12 protein-coding genes and 1 tRNA gene are annotated in these 13,486 nt (G+C 45.9%); 2 read left to right on the forward strand and 11 right to left on the reverse strand.

The window, feature by feature from the left end:
* Positions 1 to 60 precede the first annotated feature (60 nt).
* The 11 genes from EAO36_RS01140 to glmM all read right to left on the reverse strand — a co-directional run bounded on the left by EAO36_RS01140 (position 61) and on the right by glmM (position 12,067).
* Positions 61 to 1,512: an outer membrane family protein gene (locus EAO36_RS01140; protein ID WP_235852167.1), complete on the reverse strand. Its 1,452-nt coding sequence runs from the start codon at positions 1,510 to 1,512 to the stop codon at positions 61 to 63.
* A gap of 142 nt (positions 1,513 to 1,654) precedes the next feature.
* Complete coding sequence (locus EAO36_RS01145) at positions 1,655 to 3,085, reverse strand: outer membrane family protein (RefSeq protein WP_120955592.1); 1,431 nt, start codon at positions 3,083 to 3,085, stop codon at positions 1,655 to 1,657.
* Positions 3,086 to 3,105: 20 nt separating this feature from the next.
* Positions 3,106 to 4,032 (reverse strand): ACP S-malonyltransferase, encoded by a 927-nt coding sequence (locus EAO36_RS01150; RefSeq protein WP_120955593.1) that lies wholly within the window; start codon positions 4,030 to 4,032, stop codon positions 3,106 to 3,108.
* A 127-nt stretch (positions 4,033 to 4,159) separates the two neighbouring features.
* Positions 4,160 to 5,497: an NFACT family protein gene (locus EAO36_RS01155; protein WP_120955594.1), complete on the reverse strand. Its 1,338-nt coding sequence runs from the start codon at positions 5,495 to 5,497 to the stop codon at positions 4,160 to 4,162.
* On the reverse strand, positions 5,494 to 6,990 hold the full coding sequence (locus EAO36_RS01160; RefSeq protein ID WP_120955595.1) for a DNA repair protein RecN: 1,497 nt from the start codon (positions 6,988 to 6,990) through the stop codon (positions 5,494 to 5,496). The genes EAO36_RS01155 and EAO36_RS01160 overlap by 4 nt, the downstream gene beginning before the upstream one ends.
* A gap of 69 nt (positions 6,991 to 7,059) precedes the next feature.
* A complete protein-coding gene (locus EAO36_RS01165) occupies positions 7,060 to 7,731 on the reverse strand; it encodes a potassium channel family protein (protein ID WP_006016099.1) in 672 nt (223 codons plus the stop codon).
* Entirely contained in the window at positions 7,728 to 9,092 is a 1,365-nt protein-coding gene (locus tag EAO36_RS01170; RefSeq protein ID WP_120947444.1) for a TrkH family potassium uptake protein, read from the reverse strand. Before EAO36_RS01170 ends, EAO36_RS01165 begins: the two co-directional genes overlap by 4 nt.
* A gap of 91 nt (positions 9,093 to 9,183) precedes the next feature.
* A complete protein-coding gene (locus EAO36_RS01175; RefSeq protein ID WP_120955596.1) occupies positions 9,184 to 9,975 on the reverse strand; it encodes a tetratricopeptide repeat protein in 792 nt (263 codons plus the stop codon).
* A 197-nt stretch (positions 9,976 to 10,172) separates the two neighbouring features.
* Positions 10,173 to 10,247 (reverse strand) — tRNA-Val (locus EAO36_RS01180).
* Positions 10,248 to 10,255: 8 nt separating this feature from the next.
* Positions 10,256 to 10,729: a signal peptidase II gene (lspA, locus tag EAO36_RS01185; protein WP_120955597.1), complete on the reverse strand. Its 474-nt coding sequence runs from the start codon at positions 10,727 to 10,729 to the stop codon at positions 10,256 to 10,258.
* A gap of 3 nt (positions 10,730 to 10,732) precedes the next feature.
* On the reverse strand, positions 10,733 to 12,067 hold the full coding sequence (glmM, locus tag EAO36_RS01190) for a phosphoglucosamine mutase (protein WP_120947441.1): 1,335 nt from the start codon (positions 12,065 to 12,067) through the stop codon (positions 10,733 to 10,735).
* Positions 12,068 to 12,147: 80 nt separating this feature from the next.
* Between glmM and rpsT the strand changes: the two genes are divergently transcribed.
* A complete protein-coding gene (gene rpsT, locus EAO36_RS01195; RefSeq protein ID WP_120947440.1) occupies positions 12,148 to 12,420 on the forward strand; it encodes a 30S ribosomal protein S20 in 273 nt (90 codons plus the stop codon).
* A 3-nt stretch (positions 12,421 to 12,423) separates the two neighbouring features.
* Positions 12,424 to 13,482, forward strand: a complete 1,059-nt coding sequence (gene prfA / locus EAO36_RS01200; protein ID WP_120955598.1) for a peptide chain release factor 1 — start codon at positions 12,424 to 12,426, stop codon at positions 13,480 to 13,482.
* Positions 13,483 to 13,486 lie beyond the last annotated feature (4 nt).

Raw genomic sequence — 13,486 nt, forward strand, 5'->3', positions numbered from 1 at the left:
TTTCTTTCGTTTTTCCAAAAGAACAACACCACTCTATTTTCTATTGTAACTATCTTGGCACTAAAATGACGCGATCAAGCTCGTATAGAGCGCGCTACGATCTTGGTAACCGCCCTGACAACCCTTGGTACAAAGCGCATTTAAGCCCGCTTGGTAACCTTTATTGGTATGTATGCCATAGTAGAGTAAATCCACGCTCCCTTTTAACACCTTGTTAAATGTGTAGCCCAACGTGAGCATATAACGCCCTTCCCAAGCAACCGGGGCACTTGTCCATTGCCAAACCATCTTCCATGAAAATTTTTCTTTGAAATGCGTAGCCCCATAAGAAATCATTCCTGTAACCGCATTTGCTTTTAAAGCCGTGCCTGCTACACCAGCATAAATACTATCATTGCCCATCAACACACCCGAGGGGTTACCCATATTGCCCACATAGGCATTGGTGTTTTTAAAATTCTTATAAAACGCCCCGATGAGATAAAAATTGTTGTAATCAAAGCGTTGGCGGATGATGAGGCTTTGCCCATTAGGCGTGGCGGGGCTGTCATATCTGTAAATGGGCTTGCCATCTTTACCAACCAGCATCCATGGATAATACATGGGGAAAAAGGCGATCAAGTGTGTGTGGGAGCGGAAACCCTTACCGCTAAAATTGGGGTTAGTGTCCCAGCCCACCTGAAAACCCGGGGCATTGAACGCTTTGGGCGAAAAGTAGTAAAAAAACTCGGTTAAGAGCTTGTGGCGGTTGTAGATGAGGCGCACCGCATGGGTGCCATAGGAAAGTTTCTTGCCATGTGGATCCCAGCCCCCTTGGCTATTTTTGGTGTAATCCCCATTATAGCTTGTTCTGGGCGCATACCAATCGATCAAAAAGCCCCCCCCCACAATCGCGCGCCCCCAAGAGCTAAACCACACCAAGCGCGCATGCTTGTATTGCCCAAAGACTTCAAAACCCTGTGTTTTCCCGCTTCGATAGGGCATGGTAGAATTGTAACGCCCAGCTTTGACTCCGAAGACATTTTTATACTGGTAGTCCAAATACGCATCGCTGAAAATATAGGTGTGTCTCATTGCATGTTTTTTGGCATTCTGAACCGCAATGGTATCGGTGGATAGTATATTGGAAGCCCCGCCCAAGTAGCCATCATAATAGCCATAAATCTTATAAAGCACGCTCCCCTCTTTGGAATGGCGTGTGCTATCATACAAAACCCCCCCAACCATGCCTGCAATAGCCCCTTTTAGACTATGATCGCTCACCTTTTTGGGTAGCAAATTAAAACTCAAATCCAAATAACCCGAGATGGTGGCGTATTGTTGGGTGGGGTAAATGCCCCTAGAGCGATCGATTTGGTGTTGGTTAAATCCAATCCACGAGGTTTGTTCGGCCTTGCCACTCAACTTGTAATCAAAAGCAAAAGCTGCAGAAAAGACCAAGGGACCTATTAAAAGAACTTTTGAGAAAAAACAATACCTGCCTCTCAGGTCCTGCTCGCTCGCCTTACTCATGGTAACACTCCTTTTTGATAATGTCACACATTTTAACAAAAAACACCCTTGACACGAGAGCGCACCATCCCTTTTTTCTATCTTTATAAAAAATAATAGACCGATATGCTACTAAGTGTAACCAAAAAGATAGTGGCGATCCCTAGAAAGAGGCGATCAGTTGCGTGTAGAGCGCGCTGCGATCTTGATAATTGCCCCCACAATAGGTCTTCTGTGGGTTGCAAGGTCCATTCAAGCCCGCTTGGTAACCCTTGTTAGTGTGCAAGCCATAATAGGCCAAATCAACAAGCATTTTAAGCCACGGCGTAACTTGGTAGATCACCGAAAATACAACCCGTCCCTCATAAGAAACTGGGGCACTGCTCCACTGCCAAGTCATCCGCCATGTAAATTTCTTTTTAAAATGCGTGCCCCCATAAACTAACGACCCAGTTACCGCATCTGCCTTTAAAGCCGTGCCCGCGTAACCTGCCCACAGGCTATTGCTATAAAGTTCCACCCCAGCGAGGTTGCCCGTGTTGCCGACATAGGCATTCACATTGCGGAAGTTTTTATAGAAAGTCCCCAAAATGAAAAATTGGTTAAAATCAAAGCGTTGCCGGATGATGAGGCTTTGCCCATTAGGTGTAGTTGGGTTATCATAACGGTAGATATTGGCTCCATTTGCCCCAATCACCATCCATGGGTAGTACATGGGGAAAAAGGCGGTGATCTCGGTGTTGGAACGAAAGCCCAAGCCCTGAAAATTGGGGTTGCTATCCCACCCTATGCGCAAACCCGGTGCATTAAACATCTTGGGAGAAAAATAAAAGAACCCTTCGGCTAATAGATGGTGTTTTTTGTAAGTGAGCTGGATGGCATGTGTTCCGTAGGCAACCTTATGCCCTCTAGGACTCCAACCCCCATTGCTATTTTTGTAGTAACCCCCACTATAAAATACCCGTGCGGCATACCAATCCCTTATGCGCGCACCGGTTGAAAAAGCACGCCCCCAAGAGCTAAACCACCACAAGCGGACATGTTTAAACTGCCCATAGACCTCAAAACCCTCTGTCTGTCCAGATTTATAGGGTGCAAAGGAGCGGTAACGCCCCGCCTTGATCCCAAAGAAATTTTTATAATCGTATTCCAAATAAGCATCACTAAAGATATAATCATGGACATAATTAGTCATTTTTCTATTTTTAGTGGTGACGCTATCGCTTTGCAACACATCTGCCCCACCCCCTAGAAAACCATCGTAGTAACCAAAATTTTGATAGACCACAGAGCCCCCCTGAAAGTGCTTTGTGCCATCATACAAAACACCCGCAACCATGCCCCCAATACTCCCCTTGAGGCTATGTCCGGTTAAGGTTTTGGGCAAGAGATTAAAATCAAGGGCGAGGTAGCCCGCAATGGTGGCATATTGTTGCATGGGATAAATCCCTTTACTCCTATTCACTTGATCTTGGTTAAACCCGATTGTGGCTGCCTGATTGGCAAACCCACTTAACTTATAATCAAAGGCTTCTAAAGAGAGAGACAGCGGGGCTAAAACCCCCAAAGCAAATTGCAAAGACAATTTCCTCATGCGATCTTCCTTGTGGGGTGCTAGTGATCTTGGACAAATTTTAAGGCTTCCTCCAAACTGGCGGTATCTGTGATGCTCAAGGTGGGTTTGTTGCTCAAGCGTTTGTTGAGATTTTTAAGCACGCTGGTGCCAAATTCGATATAGTAATCCGCTTGTGCCTCGCACACTTGCAAACAGCGATCGTAAAGTACGGGTTTAACCAGTTGCACCCCCAAGCATTCTAGGGCATCAGCTTTGTTCTGGTAAATTTGGGTTGTGGCGTTTGAGACAATGCCAAAGGCATAAGAGTCTTGCAAGCTTGATTTTAATAGGACTTGAAAATCTGCTAGCATCGGGGCTAAAACCTCGCAATGGCTCACCACGCTCATAGGCAAGAGCACCAATTTTTTAGCCCCTAAGCTTTTGGGCTCTAGGCGTTGCAAGAACTCCTTTTCCCCAGCTAACACGACTTGAGAACCATTGAAGTTAGCCACATGGAGTAATTGTCCCTGTGCCCTTGCTTGATCACAATAGGCTAAAATACCCTCTGTTTGTGCCCCTAACACCGCCAACATGCCTAACTCTTTGGCATGCCTAGTGCAAACCTCTTCCATCAATCTCCCCCGCTCAAAGACCAGCCTTAAGCCCTGTTCTAGGCTCAATGCCCCACTCGCCCCATTAGCGCTAATTTCCCCCAAAGAATGCCCCAAACCCATTTTAGGCACAAGCGAGCCCGCTTGGCTGGCAAAGAGCCTAAAAGCCATCATGGAAACTAAAAAAATTGCACTTTGGGTATAGGCACTCTTGTTGAGGTCTGCATTTTCGCTCCATAGTAACTTGGGCATATCCCGCTTTAACACATCGCTAGCCTCCTCACACATTTGTTTAGCCAAGCTAGAATGCGCGCACAAATCCTGTCCCATGCCTACATGTTGTGAGCCCTGCCCACCAAATAGCCATACCGCCATTGTTATCCCTTCATTTGTTTTTGTTATTGTAACACAAGTTCTTAAGTCAATCCCGCTTATCTCCCCTTAGCACCCACTCCACGATTAAAAGGAGATTTAAAGGTTGCGTAGTTCTTGTGTCTAAAATTCAAATCCCCACGCTCAAGCTAGAAAAATGCGTGTAGGTAACATAAGCCTTATTGTTGGGCTTGCTGGTAAACTTGACATGCTTTTTTGGCGTGTAATCAATCCGCACTTTTAAACTTTGCTGGCTACTGGTGTGTGGGTAAGAGAGTTTGGCTAAGAGTGTGCAAGCCTTTAAAAGCAAGGAGCTAGAGGGTTTATTAGGGTGGGTGAAGATTAGCATGTGTGCGCTGGGCTTGTCTTGGATATGCGCCCAAATGTCTTGAGAGCGCGCCATTTTCAACAATTCACGGTTTTCCTTTTCATTGCGCCCGATGAGCACCTTAACCCCCTCAATCTCAAAACTTTCAAAGCGCGCTGGGGGGGCTTTTTTCTTGGCTGTATTTTTTGGGGGGGCTAAAATTGCCAGTTCTTCTAAGCTGGCATGTTCTAAAAGCACCAATTTGGCATCTAAAAAGGCAATTTTGGAGGTTAGATTATCTCTTTGCAGAGCAACATGGGCGGATTTTTGTTTGCATTTTTTGGATTCTTTGAAAAGCTTATTGGTGGCATCACTGAGCGAGCGGGCATTTTTGGGGAGTTCAATATCCTCATTCTCTAATTTAAGCACAGGGCTATAAATTACCTTAGGATCTAGGCGGTGCAAATTGGAGAGGATCAAAGAGGCGTGTGCGTGTTTTTGTTGGGCTAGGCTAGCCAAATACGGGGCACTGGGCAAGTCTTGCAACACCGTTTGCAAGTTTTGCTTTTTTTTAAGCCACAGGCTTTCAAGGTTGCTTTTTTTGGCACTAAGGAGTTTAGCACTATAGGCACCATGCAAATCTTGCAAGGCTTGCAAAAAATCAGGCGTGCTTAGGGGCTCTAGGGGCGGGCGTTTGAAATGGGGTTTTTGCAAGGGGAGCAACACTTGGTTTTTGAGCACGGGGCGGTAACTCTGTGTTTCTTTGATAAAGCGCAAGGCTTCGATGACCTTGTTTTGCGCGTCTAATAAAATGGCGTTGCTGTGTTTGCCGGTAAATTCTAATTGCAAACAAGCACGGATTTTTTTATACGCATGGGGGCATTCTAGGGCGATTTTTAAAATGCGATCCTCATTTTCTAAAAAGGCATCTAAAATTTGGGCATTGGAGGCGTATTTTTCCAAAGCCAAATTAAAAGGGGTTTTGGACACGCTCAGCCGGGTTTGATCCACATAGACATAACTTTGGGCTTGTTGCATCAAGGCTTTAAACAAATAATGGGGGGTGTCTAGACTCAAAAGGTTTTGGTGGTGGCGGATTGTAATCTTGCTTTGTTGCTTTAAGAGGTGGGCTAGCTGGTGGAGCAGGGCATAGGGCATCATTTGGGTTCTAACATGCGTTTTGCATAGGCTAGGGCTTCTTTGCCCAAATTGGCATCCACCATGCGTGCGATTTCTAGGGTCTGCTCATCTTTATTGAGGGGTTTGACAGAAGTTAAGGAGCCTTCTTGATGGACTAAAAAATGCCGATCGGCAATAGCGGGCAAGTGGGGGGCATGGGAGATGGCGATGATCTGATAAATCGCGCTGAGTTCCTTTAAGATCAACGCTACGCTTGCACTCTCCCGCCCGCTCAGATTGGTATCCAGCTCATCAACAATAATGGTTTGTGCTGGGCAATCCAAGACTTGTTTTTTCAAGCTTGCCTTTAAAGCCAAGAGTGCCAAACGCAAGCGGTTAAACTCGCCCGCACTCACATGGGCTAAAGGCGCGTTGCCCAGTGTAATTTCCAAGCTCTCTAAACCTTTTGTGCCCAGTGGGGTGGCTTGCAAGCTCAAGGCGGGTTTTTTAAGCAGGAGTTGTTGGGTGTAGCTTTCCAAATTTTCTTGCATAGAGGGCAGATATTTTAGGCGTTCTTGTTTGATCTCTAGAGCTAGTTTCAAGCACTCTTGTTCTAGGTCTTGGGCTTGTTGCTGGAGCTTTTCCAAATTATGGGCATGGGCACAATAACGCTCATAATCTGCACTCAAGGTTTCTTTTCTCGCCCTAGCTTGTGCCTCACTCCCGTATTTTTTCAAAATTGCGCCTAATTTGTTGGTTTTATCTAGCAAATCCTGAATATCCATCTCTTCAAGTTCCTCTAGCTGGCAGAGGCGATCGCTTAGGGCTTGTTTGGCTTCCTCTAGCAGGGCTTCTAGGGGTTCTTTGGGGGTTGGGGTGTACTGGAGGGCTTTGGTGATCTCAAAACTATGTTCTAGGGCTTCTAAGCCCGCCTTGATTTGGCTTGCCATTTTTTCTTTGGAGCTGTAGGCTTTTTTGAGTTCCAAAAGATGGGTATAGCTCCCCTCTTGTAAATCCACGCTCTGTAATTGGGCTAACTCAAAACGCGCCATTTCTTTGAGCATGTCTAAATGCGTTGCCTCTTGTTGCTGTTTGGCAAGCTCTTGGCGGGCTTGGGTGTAGGCTTGGTGGGTCTCTTGGAAAGTGTGGGTGAGTTGGGGGTCTATATAGCCATCTAAGAGTTCTAGCAAAAAGCTAGGGGTGAGCTCTTGAGCGTGTTTGTGGCTAGAGATGTGTAACACAAGGGGGGCAAAACGATCTTGGAGGGCTTTTTTAGTGGTGGGTTTGTGATCCAAGGTGCGCTTGGTTTTTTTGTCTTTAAAGGCTTGGAGGTGGCGGGTGTGGTTATTGTCTTTGTAAAGGGTGGTGATGCTTTGGGCGCGCACTTCTTGCAAGCCTAGACTAGCCAAAATACAATCAATCAAAACACTCTTACCGCTCCCACTAGCCCCGCTGATCACATTCAAATGGGGGCTAAATTCCAAGCAGGCATGGGCAAAAACCAACCCCTTTTTAATCTCTACACTCTCTATCATTTTAACCACTGATTTTTAGGATCAAGTCTAGCACAGGCAAGTTTAAAGGGCAATAAGTCAAGCACCCCATCACTTTTTAAACTTCAAAGCGTCCTTACTAGCCAAGAATATTTCCACTTCCCTAGCATGCCCAAACAGCAACAAAGTATCCTCAAGTTTTAAGATGAGCGATGGCTCAATGTTATAAATCCACTTGTTTTCACGCTTGAGCGCCACAATTTTTAAATCCGCTTGGAAAGAATGCAAAAAATCTTGCACTTGCCGATCGGCATGCGCATTGCCAACATTCAAACGGATAATCTTCATGCTATTGGTAACATCTAGCACTTCTAAATTGGGGTTAAAAGATAAACTTTTTACCAGTCTTTTAGCCGCATCGCGTTCAGGATAGATCACGCGATCCGTGCCGATCTTGGATAAAATCCTGCCATGGATGAGTGTCGAGGCTTTGGCAATGACCTCAGGGACTCCAATTTCTTTGAGAGCCATCACGCTTAAAATCGAGGCTTCCACATTCTGCCCAATACTCACAATGGCGGTATCCACCTCCCCAATCCCCGCATCCTTTAAAGCGTTAATGTCGGTGCTATCAATGATAAATAAATTGTCGCACACGCCCTTAAAAACCTTGATACTCTCTTCATTAATATCCATCGCAATCACTTGTTCGCCATTTTCTACCAAGCCATGCACCACATGCGAACCAAATTTACCCAGACCTAAAACCGCATAAGTTTTCATAAAAGCACTCCTTCTTCGGGATATTTGATATGACGTGTTTTACTCTTGCCAATAAGTGCCATGCTAAACATCAAAACCCCCGCACGCCCCATAAACATCAAAACAATCAAATAGAGCTTACCAAAATTGGTAAAAGTGGCTGCAAATGAGAGACTACCTCCATCACCTGTGCTGGCCCCCACCGTTCCAAAGGCAGAGCAAATCTCAAAGAGCAAGTGTAAAAAATGCTTGTTTTGGGTGTCATCAGTGGCACTCAAAATCATCACCGAGATGATGATATAAAACATGGTGATGATAAAAACTAGAAAGGATTTTTTGACAAGGGCTTGGGGGATGGTCCTTTGGAATAGCACCATTTCTCTATCTTTAAGCGTGCAATAAGCATATACTAGCAAGAGAGTCATGGTAGTGATCTTAATGCCCCCAGCCGTGCCCCCCGGAGCTGCGCCTACCACCATGAGCAAGGAAGAGAAAAACAAGCTTTGATCGTGCAAGCCAGACATGTCAATGGTGTTAAAGCCGGCGGTGCGTAGATTGACCGAGATAAAAAACACGCCTAAAATCTTCTCAAACCAGTTCGATTCGCCAAAACTCTTGGGGTTATCCCACTCAAAGAGCAAGAGCACCGCCATACCTAACACAATGCAAATAGCCGTAGCGATGAGAACAATGCGCGTATGCACGCTCCAACGCGATTTGTTGCGGTAATCATAACATTCACTCAAGACCAAAAACCCCAGCCCACCTAGGATAATAAGCAAACAAATTGTCAGATTAACCACGACATCATTGCGGTAATTTACCAAATTGGACTCAAAGACACTAAAACCGGCATTGTTGAAAGCCGAGATGGCATGGAAGATCCCCGCCCACAGGGCTTGTTTGAAAGGCATATTGGAGAGAAAATACAAAGTTAAGATGAGTGCACCTAGCCCCTCAATGCAGAGCGTGAAAAGGAGGATTTTTTTAAGGTATCTGATAATGCCTTGCATGTTGGGGTAATCTAGGGATTCTTTGAGCAACATACGCCCTTTAAAATCCATGCGCTTACCCAAAATCAAGAACAAAAAGCCCGCTAACCCCATGTAACCAAACCCCCCAGCTTGGATCAAGCCCATTATCACCGCCTGCCCATAGATACTCAGATCGGTTGCCGGATTGAATGTGATAAGCCCGGTCAAACAGACTGCTGAAACAGAGGTAAAAAACAAGTCAATAAAGGGAATGGGTTTGAGCCGCATAGGCGATAGGCTCAGTAACAGTGCCCCTAAGAGAGCCAAGAGCACATAACTAATCACAATGGTGCCAAAAGTTTTATTGACAGAGGAAGCTTTATTTAAAGAGCCCTCACTAGCTAACATGGCAAAAGCCTTTGAATGGAGTCAAAACCAACAAACCCACGATAAAAAGCAAAATCCAAAAAGTCTAGCATAAAATCGTGTAGATTTGTGTTTAAGGGCACTTAGCAGGGGATTTATCCTCTTGTTGTTTGTTGAGTGCTTCTGCCTTGCGGTAGTATTCTGCCGATTTGTCCTCATCAACCCCCACATCTCTAGGATCACCAGCACTCCCAGCATCCCCCATTTTATAGATAAACCCCAACCTATCATAGGCTTGAGCATACCCTAATTCCCCCGCTTTGTTATAATACTCTAGGGCTTTTGGGATGTTTTGTTTGACCGCATAGCTCCCATATTCATAGGTTCTTCCCAATTTATAATACCCCTCAGCTGATCCCATCTGTGCTGCCTTTTGGTAATATTCTAAGGATTTTTGATCGTCCTCAAGCACCCCATAACCCCCATCTAAATAAACATCACCCAAACCCACATACCCCTCAGCTGATCCCATCTGTGCTGCCTTTTGGTAATATACGAGAGCCTCAAGGTTGTCTTTACGGACATTGGTGACAATATTGTTATTAAAAGCATCATTCCCCATAACATAAATGTTTGCGATGCTCAAATAGGCATCCACACTCCCCAAATCGCCCGCCGTGTTATAATACCCAATGGCTTTTTCATCATCATTATAGTCATAATTGTCTGTATCAGAATAAAAATTCCCCAAAGCCATATAAACGCGTTTATCGCCTGCTTTGAGGGCTTTTTGGTAGTGTTGCAAAGCTTTGTCATACTGGTGGCACACATAAGCTTGCTGGGCAACCAAAAAATCCTGCTCCTTAGCAAGCATACCCCCACTTAAGAACAACCCCACCAACACCACTACTCTCCAGATCACCACACAACCTCCAATCACAAAGGGCTTAAACCCCCCATTCTACCTTTTTTATATGTGAGATTGTCTTAAAGATAAAATACCCCAATCACGGATTTTTCTTGCTCTATGATCTCATTTACAAGCGCATTCTTTAATCATATGGGGCAATTCTTGAGGCATTTTGTTGCAATCTAGGGGTTAAACATGTGTCCGTAGTGAAATGGTGGTCCCGACTGGACTTGAACCAGCGACCCCTACCATGTCAAGGTAGTGCTCTACCACTGAGCTACGCGACCATAAGCCACTATTTTACCCGATCTTGTTTGTTTTTTGCCTTAAAAGCCCCTTGTCTTAACATCTGGATCACCAAAAGACCCACACCCACATCGATCAACACATCGGCTAAATTAAAGATCGCAAAATCAAATTGATAATGCCAATAGACATAATCCACCACCCCCCCATGCACGAAGCGATCTAAAATGTTAGAGCTACCCGCTCCTAGCACCAGCCCAAATGGGAGGGCATTGGGGATAAAAAAATCTTTTTGCCGCACCAATAAGAAGACCATCCCCACAATCAAAAGCACCTGTAAATATTTGAGCCAAGGGCCTAAAAAATCCAACATCGAAAAAGCCACGCCCTTATTGTAGGCCAAGACAATGGAGATCACAGGACCATGGTATCTAAACCCTTCTAAAATCACTTGTTTTAGGGCTTGATCGCCAATGAGAGCCACTACCCCAGCTAAGACAAAATAAACCAGTGCGCGTCTCAAGGCTTAACCTAGTTTTTCATGAAAAAAGGTTTTGAGTTCTTGAGTCTTGCTTTTTAACAATGTGCTATCTTTACCCTCTAGCAAAATACGCAAGAGATTTTCGGTGCCTGAGTAGCGGATCAGATGGCGGATATGGTGTTGTTCTAGGTTTTTGATCATTTCTTTAAAGCCCGGGATTTTCTCTAGGGGCTTTTTGTGCTTGATGGGTAGGTTTTCAAGCACTTGGGGGCAGAGCTTGAAGGGGTTGAGCACCTCGCAACTGGGTTTATTGGCCTGCACCAAGAGCGCACTCACCTGCAAAGCACTCATGATTCCATCCCCGCTTTTAGAATAATCCCCCAAGATGATATGCCCACTCTGCTCAGCTCCAAAATTGGCTTTGTGCTCGATCATTGCTGCGCTGACAAATTTATCCCCCACATCACAGATCACCATGCTAATCCCTTGCGTGTCCAAATATTCTTGCAGGGCTAAATTGCTCATGCTGGTTACCACGACCTTGGCTTGGGCTAGTTGCTGGTTTTGGTGCTGGTAGCTGGCTAACACGCCGATGAGCTTATCGCCATGCACCACCTGCCCCAAATTATCCACCACCACCAGCCGATCGGCATCCCCATCTAAAGCGACGCCCAAATCTGCGCGGTAGCGTTTGACCTCTTGACTCAGTTCTAAGGGGAAGAGCGCGCCACATTGGGCGTTGATATTACTCCCATTGGGTTTGTTATTAATCACAATCACATCGGCTCCCAGCTCGCTAAAGACAATGGGGGCGACCTTGTAGCCGGCTCCATTGGCAGTGTCAATCACCACGCGCATACCCTGCAAGCTCAAATGCTTGGGGAAGGAGTTTTTCAAATGCACGATGTAACGCCCGATCACATCATCAATGCGCTTAGAACTCCCAATGCCTACCCCCACTTGGCAACTATTGCGAACCAAGTTTTCATTAGCAAAAATCTTTTCAATCTCTAGCTCACTCTCTCTTTGGAGCTTGTAGCCAAAGCGATCGAAAAACTTAATGCCGTTATCCTCAAAGGGGTTATGACTCGCACTGATCATCACACCCGCATCACAGCGCATATTCTCGCTCAAAAATGCGATGGCAGGCGTGGGCATGGGTCCAATTTGGATCACATCATAACCTACGCTAGTGAGCGCACTCACTAGGGCATTTTCAATCATGTACCCGCTCTTGCGCGTGTCTTTGCCCACTAGGATTTTATGACTAAGGGCATTCTTGCTAAAATACAACCCAGCCGCAATGCCTAATTGCATCACAAACATGGGCGTGATCTCCACTCCCGCCTTCCCCCGCACCCCGTCAGTCCCAAAAATCATGCCAGCACCCTATTTAATTTGTCTTTAATGCGCTTTTGGCTAGAATTTTGCCACATTATTTTTGATAAAAGGATTAAGTAGTGGCCAACCATAAATCCGCTGAGAAAAGGATTCGCCAAACCATCAAGCGCACCGAGCGCAACCGCTTTTACAGAACCCGCATTAAAAATATCATCAAAGCGGTGCGTGAGGCGGTGGCACAAAATGATGTCCCCAAAGCCCAAGAGTCCCTGAAAGTGGCCAATAAGGAATTGCATAAATTCGTGAGCAAAGGCATTTTGAAGAAAAACACCGCATCTAGAAAGGTTTCTAGACTCAATGCGAGCGTGAAAAAGATCGCTTTAGCCAGTTAATCCGTGCTCCCCCAAAAATTAAAGGAAGTCGTGGCGCGCTACGATGCGCTTGCGACTAGCTTAACCCAACCGGAAGTTTTAAATGATGTGCGCCAGCTCACCGAGCTGAGTAAAGAACAAGCCAGTTTAGAGGAGCTAGCCAGTTGTGCTAAGGAATATCTAGGCATATTGGAGAATATCCAAGAAAATAAAACCTTGCTTGAGGATAGGGAGCTAGGCGAGCTGGCTAAAGAGGAACTTAAAGACTTAGAGGATCAAAAAGCCGGTCTTGAGGCGCGCATTAAAGTTTTGCTCATCCCCAAAGACCCTAATGACAACAAGAATATTTACTTAGAATTGCGCGCGGGCACAGGGGGCGATGAGGCGGGTATCTTTGTGGGCGATCTCTTTAGAGCTTACTGCCGTTATGCGGATTTAAAACGCTGGAAAGTAGAGATTGTTAGCTCGAGTGAGAATAGCGTAGGGGGATATAAAGAAATGATCGCTCTGATCAAGGGGCAGGGGGTGTATTCGCGCCTCAAATTTGAAGCGGGCACACACCGCGTGCAACGCGTGCCAGAGACCGAGTCGCAAGGGCGTATCCACACCTCGGCCATCACTGTGGCGATCATGCCTGAAGCCGATGATGTGGAAATCAACATTAACCCTAATGATTTGCGCATTGAGGTTTTTAGAGCGGGCGGGCATGGGGGGCAGTGTGTGAATACCACCGACTCTGCTGTGCGCATCACGCATGTCCCCACCGGGATCAGCGTGTCCATGCAGGATGAAAAATCCCAGCACAAAAACAAGGATAAGGCATTAAAGATTTTAAAAGCCCGTCTGTATGAACAACAGATCGAACAACAACAACAAGAGAGTGCAGCTGAGCGCAAAATGCAGGTGGGTAGTGGGGATCGCAGTGAGCGGATTCGCACCTACAACTACCCCCAAAACCGCCTGAGCGATCACCGCATTAATCTAACCCTTTATAGCTTAGAGGAGATCATGCTCTCAGGCAATTTAGACCCGGTTATCGAACCCCTGATCGCCCATGCCCAAAGCGTGTTGGTGGAAAATTAGACCA

Source organism: Helicobacter mehlei, from assembly GCF_003660265.1.
GTDB lineage: Bacteria > Campylobacterota > Campylobacteria > Campylobacterales > Helicobacteraceae > Helicobacter > Helicobacter mehlei.